General features: G+C 44.7%; 16 protein-coding genes and 2 pseudogenes. All 18 read left to right on the top strand.

All coding sequences use genetic code 11. The annotated features are described in order from the left end of the window. Positions 1-11: 11 nt before the first annotated feature. The 18 genes and pseudogenes from NFS35_RS13070 to NFS35_RS12985 all read left to right on the top strand — a co-directional run bounded on the left by NFS35_RS13070 (position 12) and on the right by NFS35_RS12985 (position 18,410). Positions 12-749, top strand: a complete 738-nt coding sequence (locus NFS35_RS13070; RefSeq protein ID WP_251207569.1) for an ABC transporter ATP-binding protein — start codon at positions 12-14, stop codon at positions 747-749. A 33-nt stretch (positions 750-782) separates the two neighbouring features. Further along, positions 783-2,231 (top strand): polysaccharide pyruvyl transferase family protein, encoded by a 1,449-nt coding sequence (locus NFS35_RS13065; RefSeq protein WP_330640200.1) that lies wholly within the window; start codon positions 783-785, stop codon positions 2,229-2,231. Between the two features lie 33 nt (positions 2,232-2,264). Next, the gene (locus tag NFS35_RS13060) at positions 2,265-4,535 is read left to right on the top strand and encodes a glycosyltransferase (protein WP_251207567.1); all 2,271 of its coding nucleotides are present in this window, start codon (positions 2,265-2,267) and stop codon (positions 4,533-4,535) included. 22 nt (positions 4,536-4,557) lie between these two features. After that, positions 4,558-5,490 (top strand): NAD-dependent epimerase/dehydratase family protein, encoded by a 933-nt coding sequence (locus tag NFS35_RS13055; RefSeq protein ID WP_251207566.1) that lies wholly within the window; start codon positions 4,558-4,560, stop codon positions 5,488-5,490. Positions 5,491-5,507: 17 nt separating this feature from the next. Beyond that, positions 5,508-7,676, top strand: coding sequence for a glycosyltransferase (locus tag NFS35_RS13050; RefSeq protein WP_251207565.1), 2,169 nt, complete (start codon positions 5,508-5,510; stop codon positions 7,674-7,676). 56 nt (positions 7,677-7,732) lie between these two features. Continuing rightward, entirely contained in the window at positions 7,733-9,793 is a 2,061-nt protein-coding gene (locus NFS35_RS13045) for a glucosyltransferase domain-containing protein (RefSeq protein ID WP_251207564.1), read from the top strand. A gap of 11 nt (positions 9,794-9,804) precedes the next feature. Continuing rightward, positions 9,805-11,994, top strand: coding sequence for a hypothetical protein (locus NFS35_RS13040; RefSeq protein WP_251207563.1), 2,190 nt, complete (start codon positions 9,805-9,807; stop codon positions 11,992-11,994). A 25-nt stretch (positions 11,995-12,019) separates the two neighbouring features. Then, positions 12,020-12,964, top strand: coding sequence for a glycosyltransferase family 2 protein (locus tag NFS35_RS13035; RefSeq protein ID WP_251207562.1), 945 nt, complete (start codon positions 12,020-12,022; stop codon positions 12,962-12,964). Next, entirely contained in the window at positions 12,948-13,502 is a 555-nt protein-coding gene (locus NFS35_RS13030; protein WP_251207561.1) for a GNAT family N-acetyltransferase, read from the top strand. The genes NFS35_RS13035 and NFS35_RS13030 overlap by 17 nt, the downstream gene beginning before the upstream one ends. Before the next feature lie 70 nt (positions 13,503-13,572). Beyond that, positions 13,573-14,007 carry a MaoC family dehydratase gene (locus NFS35_RS13025; RefSeq protein WP_330640199.1) on the top strand — a complete coding sequence of 145 codons (435 nt, stop codon included), beginning with the start codon at positions 13,573-13,575 and terminating at the stop codon, positions 14,005-14,007. After that, positions 13,998-14,147: pseudogene (locus NFS35_RS29900) on the top strand (hypothetical protein); the annotation flags it as partial. The gene NFS35_RS13025 and the pseudogene NFS35_RS29900, both read left to right, overlap by 10 nt. A 387-nt stretch (positions 14,148-14,534) precedes the next feature. Then, positions 14,535-14,684 (top strand): annotated as a pseudogene (locus tag NFS35_RS29895) (DapH/DapD/GlmU-related protein); the annotation flags it as partial. 57 nt (positions 14,685-14,741) lie between these two features. Continuing rightward, positions 14,742-15,164, top strand: coding sequence for a sugar 3,4-ketoisomerase (locus NFS35_RS13010; RefSeq protein WP_251207560.1), 423 nt, complete (start codon positions 14,742-14,744; stop codon positions 15,162-15,164). 65 nt (positions 15,165-15,229) lie between these two features. Next, positions 15,230-16,324, top strand: coding sequence for a DegT/DnrJ/EryC1/StrS family aminotransferase (locus NFS35_RS13005; RefSeq protein ID WP_251207559.1), 1,095 nt, complete (start codon positions 15,230-15,232; stop codon positions 16,322-16,324). Between the two features lie 99 nt (positions 16,325-16,423). Continuing rightward, complete coding sequence (locus NFS35_RS13000) at positions 16,424-16,906, top strand: GtrA family protein (RefSeq protein WP_251207558.1); 483 nt, start codon at positions 16,424-16,426, stop codon at positions 16,904-16,906. 475 nt (positions 16,907-17,381) lie between these two features. Next, positions 17,382-17,729, top strand: a complete 348-nt coding sequence (locus tag NFS35_RS12995; RefSeq protein ID WP_251207557.1) for a hypothetical protein — start codon at positions 17,382-17,384, stop codon at positions 17,727-17,729. Continuing rightward, on the top strand, positions 17,696-18,049 hold the full coding sequence (locus tag NFS35_RS12990; RefSeq protein WP_251207556.1) for a hypothetical protein: 354 nt from the start codon (positions 17,696-17,698) through the stop codon (positions 18,047-18,049). Before NFS35_RS12995 ends, NFS35_RS12990 begins: the two co-directional genes overlap by 34 nt. After that, the gene (locus NFS35_RS12985) at positions 18,042-18,410 is read left to right on the top strand and encodes a hypothetical protein (protein WP_251207555.1); all 369 of its coding nucleotides are present in this window, start codon (positions 18,042-18,044) and stop codon (positions 18,408-18,410) included. The genes NFS35_RS12990 and NFS35_RS12985 overlap by 8 nt, the downstream gene beginning before the upstream one ends. Positions 18,411-18,440: the final 30 nt, after the last annotated feature.

The following is an 18,440-nucleotide window of genomic DNA, read 5'->3' as shown; positions in this document are numbered from 1 at the left end:
GGGGTGGCGAAATGGGTAATGAAGTGGTTAGAGTCGAAAATGTGTCCATGAGATTCCGGCTGGATCAGAACAGGGTGCAGTCTTTGAAAGAGTTCATAGTGAAAAGACTTTCCCACCAGATGAAGTACAAAGAGTTCTGGGCGCTGAAGGATGTAAGTTTTTCCGTAGAAAAAGGAGATGTAATTGGTATCATCGGACGCAACGGCGCCGGAAAGAGCACCATACTGAAATGCATAGCAGGTATCTATAAGCCTACCAGCGGAAAGATTACGGCCAGGGGCAATATCGTTCCCATGCTGGAGCTGGGCTCTGGCTTTGATATGGAGATGACGGGACAGGAGAACATCTTCCTGAATGGGGCAATCCTGGGGTACTCAGAAGAATTCCTGAAAGAAAAGCATGATGAGATAGTGGCGTTCTCTGAACTGGGCGATTTCATATATGAGCCTATCAGGACCTACTCTTCCGGTATGTTGATGCGGCTGGCTTTTTCTGTTGCGACCGTCGTGAATCCGGAGATTCTGATTGTGGACGAAATCCTTTCAGTGGGGGATTCAAAATTCCAGAATAAGAGCCGAGCGCGGATGAATGAGCTGATGGGGGGCGGTACGACGGTATTTTTTGTCTCCCATGATATCCGACAGATAAAGGAAATGTGCAACAAAGTGGCATGGCTGAGCCATGGGGAACTGAAAATGTTCGGTTCTGTCAGCGAGGTGTGCAGTGCTTATGAAGCGTGGACTGAGTGATATGCCCACCAAAGCGGGCGAAAGGGTTTGAAAATGAAATTTGGATGTTTGTACTATGCAGATTCTGAAAACATAGGAGATGATATCCAAACATATGCCCAGAGGAGATTTTTGCCAAGGGTGGATTATTGGATTGATCGTGAATCACTGCATATTTTTTCTCCTGATGAAGAGTATAAAGTGGCTTTGATTATGAATGCCTGGTTTATGTATACACCGCAAAATTGGCCTCCGTCACCTTATATTTATCCTTTGTTTATTTCTGCACATTTTTCAAAATATCATGTTCAATGGCTTAAGTCAAAAGAAGAAAAATATTCTCTGGCACAGAGATATTTGAAAGAAAATGAACCGGTTGGATGCCGTGATGCCTCTACATTGCAGATACTGCAGGAACTAGGGATTGAAGCATATTTTTCTGGTTGCCTTACATTGACATTACAGCCATTTCCTGATGTAAAAAAGCAGGATTATATTTGTTTGGTAGATGTGCCGCCAGAGGCTGCGGAGTACGTAAAGAAAAAGGGATATAATGTGCGAATAATGTCTCACGATAGTGGTGCCCTTAAAAAAATGTCTCCGCAAGAACGGCTTGAGCAGGCGGAAAAATACCTGAAAATTTACCAGGGTGCCCGCTGTGTTTTGACAAGTCGCTTACATTGTGCCCTTCCTTGTACTGGATTAAGGACACCAGTATTGGTACTATATGCCCCGGAATATGACGAACGGTTCAGTAGCCTAAAAAGATTTCTGCACACAACAGACATAGAGAGTTTTCTGGGTGGTTCCTGGGATATTTTTTTACAGGCTCCATTTTGTTGTTCGAGTGGTTATATACCGTATGCAAATCGTTTGCTCAAGACATGTGAAGATTTTGTGAATCGTGTTTTACAGGAAACGAAGAAAGCAGATGTTGGTTATGTAAGTTACCGCGAGGCAGCAATCTTTCAAAGTATAATAAGGAAAGAGACCTATATTGCTGAAAACTATCGGCTATATGAACGAGTAGAAGAGGTAAAAGCTATCAATGAGGATCTCCAGAAAATAAATCATGATATCCAGAGAATGAATGATAATCTGCAAAATTCGGTCAAAGAACTGCAATTATATAATACAGACCAGGATAAAGCAATCAAAGAACTGAAAGCAATGAATGGGGAATTAAGGCAGTATGGTCTGGATCAGGAGCATGTAAATACAGAACTAATTGCACAGGCCACGGAATTGAAAAAAATGAACGAAGACTTAAAGCAATACAGTTTGAATCAAGAGCGAACGAATACAGAACTAAATTCACAGGCCATCGAATTGAAAACAATGAATGAGGAATTAAGGCAGTACAGTTTAGACCAGGAGCGTACAAATATAGAACTAAGTGCACAGGTCGCTGATTTAAAAAGGCAGTTGGATAATTTGTTGAATTTATCGGAAAAAGAGAGAAAATTAATACAATTTTTGAGAAAACGAAAGAAGCAATATTAAGCATACAATATGAAAAGCATTGGGAGAGACAGTATGAAAATCTGGTATATTACGAGCGAATTCCCGCCGTCCTATGGAGGCGGAGTAGGAATGTATGTGGATATAATCAGCCGCCTGATGTCCGAGGCCGGACATCAAGTCGTAGTGTTCGTAAGGGATGTGCAGGACAAAGAGGAGCGAGTTAATGAGAACCTTACTTATGTTCGGTTCGAGGCAAGTGGAAATAAAAGCAAGGCCTATCAGAGAATGGGATATTGGACAGCGCTATCGTACCAATACTACGAAGTCGTCCGGGAATATGCCGAGAGAAATGGGGAACCGGATATCATTGAGGCACAGGACTATAACGCATTGGCATATTACATTATCCAGTACCGGTTGCTGGAACAGGATTTCCTAAAAGATACACGAATCGTCGTCCATTTGCACACACCGACCTATGAGCTGGCAAGAATCAACAGAGAGGCGGAGTATGCGTTTCCGATTTATTGGATTGGCCGGATGGAAAAATTCTGTATTGAGAGCGCAGACGCGCTTGTGACCCAAAGCGAATTTTTGAAAGAGAACATCCAACGCACTTTTCCAGAAAAAGAGATAACAGTAATCCGTCTGCCCTATGAATATAAAGAAGAAACTGTTTGCTATGAATGTGGGGACTATCTGCTCTATACAGGACGGTTGGAATACAGAAAAGGAATCATGCAGTTCATTGATCAAATGGTGCCTTTGTGGGAACGAGGGAACCGGACAAAATTAGTTGCCCTGGGAGGGGATACTTATTTTTCTCCGAAAGACAGGAATCTCGGTGAGATTATAAAAGAAAAAAAACAAAAATGGATTGAGGAAGGGCTTCTGGAATTTAAGAATACGGTGCCTCCGGATGAGTTTAACCGAATCGTAGCAAGAGCGAGGGGAATCGTAATCCCATCTATTTATGAGAACTTTCCGTATACTTGCGTAATATCCATGTGGCAGGGCTGCCCGATGCTTGTGTCGAAACAAGGCGGCCAGGGCGAGATGGTAGGGGAAGATGGAAAAAAGGGCTTGGTATTCGACTGGGATATAGAGGGAGACTGCACAAAGAAAATAGAGGACTTTTTGGCCTTGACGGAGTCGCAGCTAAGGGAGTTGGGAAAACAGGGACAGCACTATATCAGAGAGTTGTGTTCAGCGGATCGAAATGTGAGAGCAAGGGAAGCCTTTTTTGAGCGGGTAAAGGGACAGCCGCTCCGAGAGACGTTTCCAGTGCTGAATGCAAGGAAAGCGAGTAAATTGCCAGCAGATGTGGAAAAAGGGGAAAAAGGCCTCCTTTCGGTAATCATCTGCTATTACAACCTGGGTGATACAATCATGGAAACTATGGAGAGTCTTGCCCGAATTGATTATGAGAGATATGAGACGATTATTGTAAACGATGGGAGCACGGACAGGAAGAGCCTGGACAGGCTGGAGGAGATTCGGGAGAAGTATCCAAAGGTACGGATTGAGAGCATTCCAAATGGGGGACTGGCAAACGCCCGGAATGTGGGGAGCCGTTTGGCTAAGGGAGAGTATATCAGTTTCCTGGATGCAGATGACATGATAGAAGCGGGATATTACAGAAGATGCATCGACGTGTTGAATCGATATGAGAATGTAAGCTTTGTATACAGCTGGCTACAGTATTTTGAAGGAAGCGATGGTGTATGGACGACGTTTAATACGGAGCTGCCTTATATGTTGTTGGGGAATATGCTGGCAGCTTTCGCGGTAGTAAGAAAAGCGGATTTCGTAAGTTTTGGCCAGAACCGAAGGACGATGGAATATGGAATGGAGGACTATGACGGATGGCTGAGCATGGTGCAGAACGGAAGGAATGGGGTCTGCATCCCGGAGCCTTTATGCTGTTACCGCGTGCGGAAAGAGAGCATGACAAGAGTCATGTCGAATGCGGCCAGGATGTATCTGTATAAGACGCTGGAAGAGAGGCATAAGGATCTGTACGAGGAATATGGAGGAGAAATATATAACCTGGTGAATGCAAATGGGCCGGGATACTTATGGGGAAATCAGACCTGGGTACAGCCTCGGTTCGGCCATATAATCGAAGCTGCGCCTAAAGTGGAATTACCCGTGAGTTCTGATGAGGGAAAAGTGGAATTGATTCCAGACACTACATACGAGCAGCTGAAATGGGAGAATGATATCCTAAAATCAGAGCTGGAGGTCATCCGCGCCACAAAATTCTACAAGCTGCATTTGATTTATGGAAAGATACTGGATGCATTGCCTATTATCAATAAAGCGAGAAACCGTAAGAGATAGTAAGGAAAGGGAAAATATCAGGATGCAATGTTTAATTTTAGGTGGAGCTGGATTCTTAGGATCCCATCTGGCAAATCGGCTTTTGAGAGAACAGAATAACATAATTACGGTTTTCGACCGTGAACAGGCTGATTTTTCTAATATAAAAACAGTCCACAATAATCTGCGCATGGTCACTGGTAATTTTTGTGCGGATTATGATTTTAGGGAATTATTAGAGAATCAGGAAATCGTTTATCATTTGGTCAGCACTACGGTTCCCTCTACGTCCAATATAAAATTAGCAGAGGAGATTCAGGACAATGTCATACCTACAATAAAGCTATTGCAAGCGTGTGTGGAACAGAGGGTCAAGAAAATTGTTTTTTTATCTTCTGGAGGGACTGTATACGGAGCAGGTAAAGCTGCCCCGTTAAAAGAAGACGATGAACAGATGCCGATTTGCTCCTACGGCATTCAAAAGCTTACTATAGAAAGGTATCTACACTTATATTTTCATTTATATGGACTGGACTATCGAATCGTGCGATTGGCAAATCCTTTCGGGCCGTTTCAGAATCCCCACGGAAAAGTTGGGGCTGTTACAACATTCTTATGGAAAATCATGCATGATGAGGATATCACGATTTTCGGAGATGGGAGCGTCATTCGAGATTATATCTATGTGGATGATGCGATAGACGGAATTATGGAAATTATAAATCAAAAAAGCGACAAAAAGGTCTTCAATCTAGGAAGCGGCAAGGGATATAGCCTTAGAGAAATAACAGATACAGCGGAAGCGGTTCTGCAGAAAAAGGCTTCCGTAAGGTATGAGTCGAAAAGAGAAATGGACGTGCCATACAATGTGTTGGATATACAACGGTATGTTGAGGTGACTGGAAAAAAGCCAGAAGTGACTTTGTTTGAGGGGATGAAAAAGCTGGCAGCCTTCTACGAAAAAATGGAAAGATGAAAAAGCAGGTGCCTTAAATGAAGATATGGTATATAACGAGTGAATTCCCGCCGTCCTACGGAGGCGGAATAGGGATGTATGTAGATATAATCAGTCGTCTGATGTCCGACGCAGGGCATCAGGTGGCTGTGTTCGCATGGGACGCACAGGACAAAGAAGAACATGTCAATGAGAACCTTACCTACATTCGATTTGAGGCAAGCAGAAATAAGAGTAAGGCATATGAAAGGATGGGATATTGGACCGCACTATCCTACCAATACTACGAGGTCGTCCGGGATTATGCCAGAAGAAACGGGGAGCCTGATATTATAGAGTCGCAAGACTATAATGGGCTGGCATACTATATTCTGCAATATAAGCTACTGGAAGCTGATTTTTTAAGAAGTACACGGATTATAGTCCATTTGCATACGCCCATGTACGAATTGGCAAGAATCAACAGGGAGGCGGAATATGCGTTTCCCACCTACTGGCTCGGCCGGATGGAGAAGTTCTGCATAGAGGGAGCGGATGCGCTTGTGACCCAGAGCGATTTTCTGAAGAAGAACATCCAACGTGAGTTCCCGGATAAGGAAATCACGGTAATCCGTCTGCCCTATGAATATAAAGGACTGGAAGTTCAGTATGAGTGCGGTGATTATTTGCTTTATACAGGCAGAATGGAATACCGGAAAGGAATTCTGCAGTTCATAGAACAGATGGTGCCTTTGTGGGAACAGGGAAACAAGACGAAGCTGGTGGTCTTGGGGGGAGATACCTATTTTGCGCCCAAGGACAAGAACCTCGGAGACGTCATTCAGGAGAAAAACAGGCGGTGGATAGAAGCCGGGATGCTGGAGTTTAAAGAGACCGTACCGCCGGAAGAATTTAATCGGATCGTAGCAAAAGCCAGGGGAATCGTAATCCCTTCGATTTATGAAAACTTTCCTTATACCTGTGTAATATCCATGTGGCAGGGTTGCCCCATGCTTGTATCAAAGCAGGGCGGCCAAGGGGAGATGGTAGGTGACGATGGAAAAAGGGGCCTGGTATTCGACTGGGAGATAGAGGGAGACTGTACAAGAAAGATAGAGAAGTTCCTGGCCCTGACGGAACCGCAGCTAAGGGAGATGGGAAGGCAGGGGCAGAGCCATATCAGGGAGCTGTGTGCAGCGAATCGAAATGTAAGGGCAAGGGAAACCTTTTTTGAGCGAGTAATAGAACAGCCGCTCCGAAAGGCGTTTCCAGTGCTGAATGCAAGGAAAGTGACAGAACTACCGGCAGATGCAGAGAAAGGGGAAAGGGGGCTCCTTTCCATAATCATCTGCTATTACAACCTGGGCGATACGATTATGGAAACCATGGAGAGCCTTGCGGAGATTGATTATGAAAGATATGAAGCGATTATAGTAAACGATGGGAGCACGGACAGGAAGAGCCTGGACAGGCTGGAGGAAATTCGGGAGAAATATCCAAGAGTGCGAATTGAGAGCATTCCAAATGGGGGGCTGGCCAACGCCCGGAATGTGGGGAGCCATTTGGCTAAGGGAGAGTATATTAGTTTCCTGGACGCGGACGACATGATAGAAGCAAGTTACTACAGAAGATGCATCGAGGTGTTGGAGCGGTATGAGGATGTAAGCTTTGTATACAGCTGGCTACAGTTTTTTGAAGGAGACGATAGTATTTGGACGACATTCAATACAGAGCTTCCCTATATGCTTTTGGGGAATATGCTGGCGGCGTTTGCTGTAGTGAGGAAAGCGGATTTTGTAAGCTTTGGCCAGAACCGAAAGACGATGGAATATGGGATGGAGGACTATGATGGGTGGCTGGGCATGATACAGAATGGAAGGAATGGGGTCTGTATCCCGGAACCTTTATGCTATTACCGTGTACGGAAAGAAAGCATGATGCGAGTCATGTCGAATGGGGCCAGGATGTATCTGCAAAAGACTCTGGAGGAGAACCATAAGGAGCTGTATGAAGAGTATGCGGGAGAGATATATAATCTGATGAATGCAAACGGGCCGGGATATCTCTGGTCGGATCAAACGCGGCCAAATGAGTTCTGCAGGGCACATGCAGATAGAGAGAATCAGTCTGCACAGATGAAAAATGAGCTTATGAGAATTGCAGGGTCGAGGAAAGGAAAGAAGTTGATAAACCTGTTTTTTAAGCTAAGGTTGGATAGATTGTTTTAAGGCATACCAGGAAATAGCCGGGCGGAGTGATTGGCTGAATAGTAGAGAAAAGAAATATGGACGAGAAAATTGTAAAATCAGAAAAAAATGCAAATTTTGAGAGAACAGGACTGTGGTTGATAATTGCCTGTTTCTTTAGCGTACTGCTCAGTTGGAACATGTGTTCGGAAATGGCGTCTAAAATATGCATGGAAAACATTGTGACGATAAAAATGATTGGCAATATGGGTGAGAAAGCCAATGTATGGCTTAACTGGTATCCGGGATTAAAGATTATAGAAAATAAAGGTTTTATAGAGGCTGAGGATACACATTATATTTCTTCTGAAAGCGGCTCGGTTTTATCGTTTTATACGGAGAATGTTGCGAGCGGAAATATTATGTGTATCTTTGAGGGGGGGTACTCGGATTTATCCATAAATTCGGGGATGAATTCGCAGCGTATTCAATGGGACGGCAATGAGGCCGGAAATATGAATATTGTAGTTCAGCAAAAAGAATATTTGACGTTCGCAAAAACATTTTTAACGATTCTTTTTGTTCTTGTATTTGGCACAATCGTCTTTTGGGTTGGAAAGCTTCTACTAACAAACGTAAGGATATGGGAATTCGTGTTCCAAAGGAAACATTTGCCTTTTGGCTTGTTTTTGATATGGGGCATTGGGATTCTGGGAGGAATGCTGCAGACTACGTTCAGCGTAGATGATTACACTTACTATTTATCGTATAGCAATGGATATAAATTTAACATTAAGGATTACAGATTTATTCTATATGCTACCGGGAGGCGCGAGGGAAGGATTATTAATGGATTATTGTATGTCATTTTAGATGCTTTATGTAGAGGGGTTTACTTATTGTACCAGCCGTTCACGGTGTTCTTATGTATTGTACTGTTGGCGGCGATTGCCAAAGTAATATATGAGATTTTTATACAGACTTTTGAGATTGAACCTAAATTCGACTGTAGAAATTTGATTGCGTTCTTTGGCGCGGGATTATTTGTTTTCAATCCTTTTCTGGTGGAAGTATTGACATTCCACAAAGTAAATCTGATTTTTTTGATTGGTGCTTTCTGCGCGGTTTGGGCTGCCAAAGTGTATCTGGGGAGTGGAAAAGGAAAATCTCTATGGACAGAAGTATTGCTGTTATTGTCTGTATTTATTTATCAGCCATATGGCGCATGGTTTGTAATGCTGTGCAGTATGTCCTTTTTGGGAGAATATTTGAGACAACGGCAGCAGAGGTTTCAGCGGTGGATTATCGACACTTTCAAAATGCTCTTGCTGTATGCAATTCCGATATTAATTAATTTGATTTCAATGGTAACATTGGGCGATTCTCCCCGAATGAGCGTGTCTGGGACAGGGGACAAGCTGGAAAAATTTTTCAGGGAGATAAAACTGGTTATGGTAAGCGGCCATGGCCGAATGGAAACTCCTTATTTTTTGATTTATTTTCTGCTGATGATAGTGGTAATTATTTTGCTGGGAATAACAAGAAAGCTTAGAAAAGATTTCTATCCTGTATTTTTTATGACCACCGGGATTTTAGTTGGCATTGTATTTTACTTTCAATTGGCGACTACCCTGTGGAGCATTGACGAGAGAACCTGTTTTATGGTAATGGGGATTCCCGGATTTTTAGCAATTATGGCATTGGGAATAATCGGAAAGGGTGAAGACAGGAAACGGCTGGAACAGCTTCTGCTGATATCCATTGGCGTATTGGGTCTCGCTTACGCACGCGATACACAGATTGATGTGGTAAGAGTGATTGCCGCTAACATAACCGATTCGGAAGTCTGCCGAATCTACCAGAGTGAAATCGAAGCATATGAAGCGGAAAACCATATAAAAGTAGAAAAAGTTGCCTTTCTTAGCATGTACAATTCTTATAGCAGCGTATATAACGAAGGCATTGATAATTCGACAAGGCCATATTGGAGCGCGCTTCATGTTGCCTGGTCAAAGCTGGAAATACTGAATTTAGTGAGCGGAAGGGATTATGCCTTATACGAATATGATGCAAATGGTTTGATGGATGATGCTTCCCTATCATCTGAAAACGGCGTAGTGCATTTTAGAGGTGAGGTTGCTTTAATCGAAATATATTAGGAGGCATGAATATGAAAAGACCCCGGATTTTTGTTATCTACTTAGTGGCGCTTGGCTTGATATTGTTTCCGAAAATAGTGAATCTTTTTTATGAAAAGAATGATGACATAACCTTCAGTATTGCTTTGGGGCTGCTAACCTTAATTCTGCTGACAATACTTATTCTCTTGACAGAGACTGGCATTAGGTATTTATGGAAAAAGAGGGATTTATACAGCATACGGAAAACTACAAGGAATAATATCCTGCTATTTGTTGCCTGTTTTCTGGGAATCACCATTCTGTGCGGAAACAGCATAAATGATAAAATATTAGAATCGCATCTTCCGAAAAAAATAAAGCTGGAGGTTTTATCTGAAAATGGGGAGGCCAACAGCAATATATGGATTATAAATCCCAGCATGCGGGTTCTCAATTTTAAGGATTTTGAGGAAATAGAAGAAAATCATTTCCTTTCCGTAGATGGAATGCCTGTTTTGGAGGTGGAAGTCACAAAAGCAGCGGAAAGCAATATCATACTTATTACAAATGCAAAAGCTTCAGACATAAAAATTATGTTTGACGGCCATAGCCAGGAATATAAATGCAGTAGGAATACAGAACAGCAGATAACAATTTCCCTGTTGTATTATGAGGGGTTGTCTTTACGGCGCATGCTGGAATATATTGCCGTTTTAATAGTGATATCGGTTATTGCCTGGATTATTTTATGGGCGGGCATGGGCTTTGCAAAGAAAGCCGTGCCGCAGCTTTACAAATCTGGGATATTGCAAAGAAAAGTGTTTCAGTCCCCAAAATTGATTTTCATGATATTCGGAGCTTTATTCAGCTTGTACGCTTGTATGCATTATGATATGGTTCGGGAATATCTGGAAGCAAATACCATGGGATTCGATGCCGGCTGGTACTGGTACAGCGCGGATGTGTTTTTTCTGGGGCAGGATGGATTCTCGGTCGACAGCTTCATCGAAATAACATCGAAGGTTCCTTTCAGAGGATATTTCATATCGTTTTTTTATGGCATGATAAAATGGCTCTTTGGAAGACTGCTTCAAACAAATCCATTGATTGCTACCTTTATCATTTTGTCATTCCTGGCCAGTTTTTTGAATTGTATTTTGCTGCCTTCTATATACAGTATGCTCAATGAAAGGGAAAGAGTAAAAATCTGGCAGATAGTTTTGATGAATATCTGTTTCTTTGTCTTTTTGAGGGGACATATATTGTGGCCGATGGCTGATTTGCTTCCATTCTTTTTTGCGCTTTGCGCAGTGTACTTTTTCTTAAAATATATTAATTGGGAGAAGAACATTCTGCTGTTTTGGAATTTTTTCTTTCTTGTGGCTGCTGTCTTGTGCAGGCAATCTTATTCTGTATTGTTATATGTAGAGCTAATATGGTTGGCTGTCCGGCTCCGCAGGCATAAAATGACATGGAAAGCAATATCAAAAGCTTTTCTGTGTGTTTGTGCTGGGATATTTGTTCTTGGCGTTCCGCAAATCGTGACTAATTATCTGCGGAGCTATAGTCTGGAATACATCGGCGGAAGCATGGGAAATTACCTGGGGGGGCAAAGCCTGATTGAAGCAAATATTCAATTTTCTATGGATACAGCAACACAAGCGTGGCCCTATTTCCTGAAAGATTCCTTGGGAACGCTTATGATAAATTCCATTTATCCCGGTGTGGAGGAATTGAAATTACTTGATCTTGCATATATATTCGTTTCCCATCCATTGGAATTTATGAGCTTTTTCTTTACGAAACTATTCATGGCTATAGATATGCGGACACCTATGATTTATCCGGATACACCCTACATTTTGGTGGGAATAGAAGGAGTTTTGATGTTGACTTTCAATGCGGCGCTGTGGTCCTCTTTTTGCCTGGTTTTATTTAATAAAAGGAGATTTTCCACATGTTTCAATAAAAAGGAAGTGGTAATGGGGAGCATAGCTCTTGTGTTTTTAACATTGCCATTGCTGGCGATGCAAATTGAATGGCGATACTTTATTGTGTTGGATTTCCTAGCCTATTATGTAGCATGTTTTTCTTTCCCTAAATGGATAAGGAAAGCTTCAAGAAAAGAAAGAATTAAATATATTGTCATGATGACAGCTCTATCAATAGTATTTATTGTGGTTTCAATTGGAAATTATGCAAATCTGTCATGGAATAATCCGGGCGGTTTCATGTTTTAAATGACTGTAGCTGAAAGGAGTACGAATGAAAATATCAATAATCATTCCTGTGTACTATAATCAGGACAATTTGCTCTCCCTTTATCAGAATATGTATGAACGAGTGTTGAATCATACGGAATATGATTGGGAGATTGTCATGGTAAATGATGGTTCAAGAGACAACAGTTTTGCAATCATGAAACAGTTGGCAGAGAGAGACAAGAGAGTGAAAATATACAGTCTTTCTCGGAATTTTGGTTCTCATGCAGCTATCCTATGTGGCCTGGCACAATGTACTGGGGACTGTGCCGTAGTAAAAGCAGCGGATTTGCAGGAACCCACAGAGCTTATATTGGAAATGGCGGAACAATGGAGGAAAGGCAAGAATGTCGTTTTGGCAGTCCGGAAAGACCGCCAGGAGGGCAAAGGGCAGACCCTTTTCGCCAATCTGTATTACTGGCTGGTAAGGAAGACCGCGCTGCCCCAGATGCCCAGGGGAGGTTTTGATGTCTATCTGCTGGATCGGAAAGTCATCCAAGTTTTGACGCAGCTGGATGAAAAGAACAGCGCCCTGACCGGACAGATTTTGTGGAGCGGCTTTAAAACCGGACAGGTATATTATACACGACTTGCCAGGGAGATTGGGAGCAGCAAATGGACTTTGAAAAAGAAGTTGCGTCTGGTGGCGGATACGTTATTCAGTTTTTCTACCTTGCCCATCGCAATCGTTTCTGGGATAGGCACTTTCTCCTGCATCGGAGCCGTAATATGGGCCATAGTAGTGCTGACGTGCAAACTGGCAGGGGCTATTGATGTAAGTGGATGGACAACGTTATTTATGTTCAATCTATTCAGTTTCGGCATAATCATGCTTACATTAGGCATCTTAGGAGGATATCTGTGGCGTGCATTTGACGCCTCTCGGAATCGTCCTCCTTATATTATAGAAGAGAGCATGAAGGGGGCGGAAGATGATTCATCTACGTGAACTTAGTCTGAAAGACGCAGAGGGAATGCTGGAGTGGATGCATGACCCCGATATCCAGGCAGGATTCCAGACGGACATGATGTCCAAGACCCTTGATGATGCAAAATCATTTATAGAGAACGCGCAATACCTCATGGCAGATGGGAGCAGCATACACTTTGCCATTGCCAGTGAGCAGAATGAGTATTTGGGGACTATCAGCCTAAAAGACATCAGCCTGCGCGACAGGCATGGCGAATATGCCATCAGCTTGCGCAGATGCGCTCAAGGTAAGGGGATAGCCACAGATGCTACGCACCAGCTCCTGACGATTTCCTTTCGGGACTGGATGTTGGAAAGGGTATACCTGAATGTGCTGTCGGAGAACACAAAGGCGATTCGCCTGTATGAGAGATGTGGCTTTGTATATGAGGGCACGTCCAGAAAACATATATATCTGAAAGGAGGATTCAAGACATTGAAGTGGTATGGCATTTTGAAGGAAGAGTACAGGTTCCTGCCCCAGTATGAGGGCTTAAGGCTCGGGGGGGTAAATTAAGGAAAAGAATTTGCGGCCTGACACGGTTGCCGTCCGGGATGCCCTGGAGGATATATAGAAAGGAGGCCGCATGAGGATGTTTGGGAAGGAGATAGCGCCTGGGTGCAGGGCGCATTTTGCGAAGACAGTCTCCGAATCAGATGTTTATCTTTTTGCGGGGATAACAGGGGACTTCAATCCGATCCATGTGGACGGGGTAGCTGCCGCCGACAGCTTTGCGCATGCCAGGATTGCACACGGAGCCCTCATATCCGGGATGGTCTCGACAGTGATAGGCATGTACCTGCCAGGGGCGGGGACAATCTACATGGAACAGGACTCCAGGTTCCTGAAACCTGTCTACATAGGTGATACCATCACCGCCATAGCAGAAGTGGCAGATGTGCTCAATCCTGACAAAAGGATAGTGAAGCTCAGGACCTATGCCGAGAACCAGAAAGGCGAACTGGTCCTGGATGGATATGCCATCGTCAAGGCCCCGGAATCTGAGGAGGGATGGATATGATAAGCAGCAAAGCCCATATCGCCGATACCGCCGTCATACATGGCAATGTGACGATCGAGGATGGCGTAATCATACATGATTATGTGGTGGTCTACCCCAATACGGTGATCCAATCCGGATGTGAGATATATGACCACTGTGTCATAGGGAAGCCGCCCACTTCTCCGGGCGCCACCTCCCGGAAGCTGAAGCCGGAATACCCGGAGCTGAAGATAGGCACGGGCTGCATCCTCTGCCCTTCTGTAATCCTGTATGCCGGAAGCGAGATAGGAGGCCACAATCTATTAGGCGACTTCTGCTCGATACGTGAAGAGTGCAGAATCGGCAGCCATTGCATCATCAGCAGGAATGTGAGCGTGAACTATAATACGAGGATTGGCGACTATACGAAGATAATGGACAATTCCCATATCACCGGAAACATGGTGATTGGGAGCCATGTCTTTATCAGCGTCCTGGTGGCCACTACCAACGACAATACCATGGGCAGGGAAGAGTATGATGAGGGGCATGTCCGGGGGGCATCCATCGGGGACTACGTCACCATCGGGGCTGCCGCAAATATCCTTCCCGGCGTCAGGATTGGCGACAATGCCATTGTCGGAGCCGGCGCGCTGGTGACGAGGGATGTCCCGGGCGGGAAAGTGGTCATGGGAATCCCGGCACGGGTTATCAGGGACGTGTAGCGAAACGCTTTGATGGCAGGCTTTGTCAAGATACGAGGAGGTAAGTACATGTCAAAACATATTGGTGCACAAATGTTGGAATTCTCCCAAAACGGAGATGACCGGGGGCATTTAGTTGTGGTGGAGGGGATGAAAGATATCCCTTTTGACATTGCCCGCATATTTTACATCTACGGTTCGGCCAATGATGTGGTCAGAGGACAGCATGCCAACCGCAAATCTCAATTTGTACTAATCAATGTGGCAGGTTCCTGTAAAGTAAAGGTACAGGACGGAAAAGGGAATGAAGCAGTCTTTGTTCTGAACCGCCCTCACACAGGAATTTATTTGCCCGCCATGCTCTGGAAAGATATGTATGATTTCAGCGCAGATTCCGTACTGCTCTGCCTGGCCAGTGAGCATTATGATACCACAGAATATATTCGGAATTATGATGAGTATATTGCAATCATTGATGAGGAAATGCCATGAAACATTAGGTAATTCTCCTATTTACGGCAAGAAGAAACGAATCCACATAAAAAGGAGAAGATGTTATGAAGATAATGCCGAATAGATTGGATAAAGGATTTTACCTCTATCAAGAGGAATTTGAAAAGAAAGCTTTGGAAGTGCTTCGTTCCGGGTGGTACGTCCTCGGAAAAGAGGTTCAGTCCTTTGAAGAAGAATTTGCCGCATATACCGGCAGCAGATACTGTGTGGGATTGGCCAGCGGCCTGGATGCCCTTTGGATTGCTTTCCGTGTTCTGGGAATCGGCAAAGGCGATGAAGTGATTGTTCAGGGAAACACCTACATTGCCAGTGTCATGGGGATTACAATCAATGGAGCCGCCCCTGTGTTTGTTGAGCCCGATGAATATTTTAACATAGATGCATCCCAAATAGAGGATAGAATAACAGATAGGACCAAAGCTATCCTGGTAGTCCACTTATATGGCCAGGCATCCAACATGGCTCCCATCATGGACATCGCCAGGAGGCATGGCCTCCGCGTGGTAGAGGACTGCGCCCAGTCCCATGGGGCACGCTTTGGCGGACAGATGACGGGGACGTTCGGCGACATTGGCTGCTTCTCTTTCTACCCTTCCAAGAATCTGGGAGCTTTCGGGGACGCTGGAGCAATCGTCACAAATGACCCTAAGATAGCGGAAGATGTACGGGTGTTCCGCAACTATGGGAGCGAGAAAAGATACTACAACCGCGTGGTAGGAACGAACTCGCGGCTGGACGAGCTGCAGGCTGGACTCCTGCGGGTGAGGCTGTCCCATATGGAGGAGCTGGAGGCTGACAAGCGTAGGATTTGTGGCCGATATCTGGCAGAGCTCACCCATCCCGATATCGTCCTTCCAAGTATTCGAGATGGAGCCACCCATATATGGCATCAGTTCGTGGTACGCACAGAACGCCGCCAGGAGCTGATTGATTACTTAAACGATAGGGAAATCGGAACCATCATCCACTATCCCATCCCGCCCCATTTGTCGGAAGCATACCGGTATTTGGGCTTTGGAGAAGGGAGCCTGCCAATTACGGAGTGCTATGCAAGGACGGTGCTGTCAATCCCTTTATATAATGGAATGACGGCAGAAGAACAGGAATACGTCATTGAGGCGATTAACCGCTTTCAATAATCGACGATAAATGGCCCCCTATTCGCTGCCGATAGGGCGGGTATGGAGAGGAAAAGCAGGGAGCGGGAGCCATTTACGGTAAAAAAGGGAGGCTGCATTATGGACAACAGGCAGATCCAACGAATACAAAGAATCCTAAGAACATTCCATTTGGATGCTTCAGGCGAAACGGCAAGCAGTCTCCTGCAGTTCATAAGGTTCGGCATCGTAGGGGTGTCCAATACGCTGGTCAGCTATGCACTCAACGTGCTGGTGCTGTTCCTGATGCGGCCATTGGAGGCGGACTGGGACTTCATTGCAGGAAACGTCGTAGCGTTTCTGCTCAGCGTCCTCTGGTCTTTCTACTGGAACAGCCGCTTCGTGTTCACCATGCAGGATGGGGAAAAGAGGTCTGTCCCCAAAGCTCTGCTGAAGACATATATCTCATACGGTTTCACCGGAATCGTCCTGAATAACCTCCTGGGGTGGTTCTGGATTCAGACGGTAGGCCTCTCTAAATTCATCGCCCCGCTGATTAATCTGATCATCAGTGTGCCGCTGAATTTCTTAATCAGTAAATTCTGGGCATTCAGGGCAAAATGAGCCTCTATTTAAAGCATTAGGGTAGGGCACTTCCGCCCTGCGCGAGAGTTTCCTTTCCTCGTTGGGGCAGATAACCGGTGGTGAACAGCACGCTCCACAGGGTTTCCATATTCTGGTACATACAGCCCTTTGCCGAATTTCTTGAAGCAATCTCCCGGGAAAGGCAGCACCAGCTGGCGCTACAGCAGGAAGTTGACGAAGCCAGGCAACTGGTATGGGATGGATGGAAACAGTCAATTCTTTGTATATCCTTTCCGCGTTTTTCCATTCTTCTCTTGCCTTTATTCCGTTTCCGAAATTCTCCAGGGTAAGCTGGGATTTTTACAGGGTTTCGGAAGTAAGTCCGTCTGCAAAACAGCCTGTCGGCTTTCTGACCACCGCTTCTATATCTCTTTGCTTGTCAAAACTTCCTGCATACAGGGAATATTGTCGCATCAGTGGGAAAGAACCTCAAGGAAACAGAAAAGCGTTGCGCATGTTGATAAAAGAGACTGCGGCATGTGACCTCCGAGTTGCGGGATATGGGGAACTGGGGAAGAAGGACAAATTCCTTTTCTGGGGGATGTTGGTCGGTACGCTGAAATATTTTCGTGAGGAGGAGAAGATATTATTTCTGGAATATTTCCTTGTATTCCATACGAGAAGCAATCTTACGATGGAGCGCATGGACAAGGGACTGTCCATCCCCATATTGAAATGGCAGAGCGCCATGCTTTTGATTGTCGTGGAAGCCTGGCTAAAGCGAAACGAGCCGGAAAATCTGAGGTTGGCGGATGAGGTTAATTTGCTTTGGCACCACGGAAGCAGCTGCTGCAATCGTTAAAAGCATTAGAACGCGCTCCGGCTAAAAAATACGACTTTTATTCATTGTATCATCCGTTTTCCCTGTTGATTCATATGCTTGAGTCTGAAATAAAGAAAGCGACTGAAGAGGGAAGCCGAAAGGGCTCTTATCTGTTCAGCTGCAATGAGGATATCTACGAATTTATTCAAAAAATCAGCTTAACGCTTCACGGCACGTTGAGGACGGACATACAGTTTTTCCAGATTCGCGATTTTAACGCCGTAGTGCATTACGCGCCGGCAAAGCTTCGGGCGTTTTATGCCTTATGGGCGCTGAAACTGGCAGAATATTATGTTTGAGCAGGAACATCCCGAGTTTCGGAAGAGCTGGTGCCGTGATGTAGTGTGGGAATTGCCGTTGCAGTTTTCCGGCCGGCCAGTGCCGGAGGATATAGCGGTCAAGACTTACGGCTATGCTACGGAAAATGCAAGTTACCGTAATGATAAACTGGATTTTCTTAATGACTCTGTCGTTTGGGCCGAGCTGGAGGGATATCTTGTCAGATGCGCGCAGACATATGTGGACAGACTGAAAGGAGACAGCGCTTTGCAGTCAGAAAAAAAGCAGCTGGAAGACGCGTACCACATTGTTGCCGGAGACTCTCCTGCAGGCTTGATGCAGGAGGTGGAAAACTTTCTCGCTACAACCAATATACAATAGAATTTATTTCTGAAATTTGAATGAAATGCC

The organism is Acetatifactor aquisgranensis (genome assembly GCF_943193215.1).
In the GTDB taxonomy this organism is placed as follows: Bacteria; Bacillota; Clostridia; order Lachnospirales; family Lachnospiraceae; genus Acetatifactor; species Acetatifactor aquisgranensis.
Note: the sequence above shows the minus strand (reverse complement) of the source record. Positions and strands in the feature narration are given on the sequence as shown.

What these genes read in the sequence shown, in the direction of transcription:
- NFS35_RS13070 (WP_251207569.1), top strand. Translation starts at nt 12, where the DNA reads ATGGGTAATGAAGTGGTTAGAGTCGAAAATGTGTCCATGAGATTCCGG.
- NFS35_RS13065 (WP_330640200.1), top strand. Translation starts at nt 783, where the DNA reads ATGAAATTTGGATGTTTGTACTATGCAGATTCTGAAAACATAGGAGAT.
- NFS35_RS13060 (WP_251207567.1), top strand. Translation starts at nt 2,265, where the DNA reads ATGAAAATCTGGTATATTACGAGCGAATTCCCGCCGTCCTATGGAGGC.
- NFS35_RS13055 (WP_251207566.1), top strand. Translation starts at nt 4,558, where the DNA reads ATGCAATGTTTAATTTTAGGTGGAGCTGGATTCTTAGGATCCCATCTG.
- NFS35_RS13050 (WP_251207565.1), top strand. Translation starts at nt 5,508, where the DNA reads ATGAAGATATGGTATATAACGAGTGAATTCCCGCCGTCCTACGGAGGC.
- NFS35_RS13045 (WP_251207564.1), top strand. Translation starts at nt 7,733, where the DNA reads ATGGACGAGAAAATTGTAAAATCAGAAAAAAATGCAAATTTTGAGAGA.
- NFS35_RS13040 (WP_251207563.1), top strand. Translation starts at nt 9,805, where the DNA reads ATGAAAAGACCCCGGATTTTTGTTATCTACTTAGTGGCGCTTGGCTTG.
- NFS35_RS13035 (WP_251207562.1), top strand. Translation starts at nt 12,020, where the DNA reads ATGAAAATATCAATAATCATTCCTGTGTACTATAATCAGGACAATTTG.
- NFS35_RS13030 (WP_251207561.1), top strand. Translation starts at nt 12,948, where the DNA reads ATGATTCATCTACGTGAACTTAGTCTGAAAGACGCAGAGGGAATGCTG.
- NFS35_RS13025 (WP_330640199.1), top strand. Translation starts at nt 13,573, where the DNA reads ATGAGGATGTTTGGGAAGGAGATAGCGCCTGGGTGCAGGGCGCATTTT.
- NFS35_RS13010 (WP_251207560.1), top strand. Translation starts at nt 14,742, where the DNA reads ATGTCAAAACATATTGGTGCACAAATGTTGGAATTCTCCCAAAACGGA.
- NFS35_RS13005 (WP_251207559.1), top strand. Translation starts at nt 15,230, where the DNA reads ATGAAGATAATGCCGAATAGATTGGATAAAGGATTTTACCTCTATCAA.
- NFS35_RS13000 (WP_251207558.1), top strand. Translation starts at nt 16,424, where the DNA reads ATGGACAACAGGCAGATCCAACGAATACAAAGAATCCTAAGAACATTC.
- NFS35_RS12995 (WP_251207557.1), top strand. Translation starts at nt 17,382, where the DNA reads ATGTTGATAAAAGAGACTGCGGCATGTGACCTCCGAGTTGCGGGATAT.
- NFS35_RS12985 (WP_251207555.1), top strand. Translation starts at nt 18,042, where the DNA reads ATGTTTGAGCAGGAACATCCCGAGTTTCGGAAGAGCTGGTGCCGTGAT.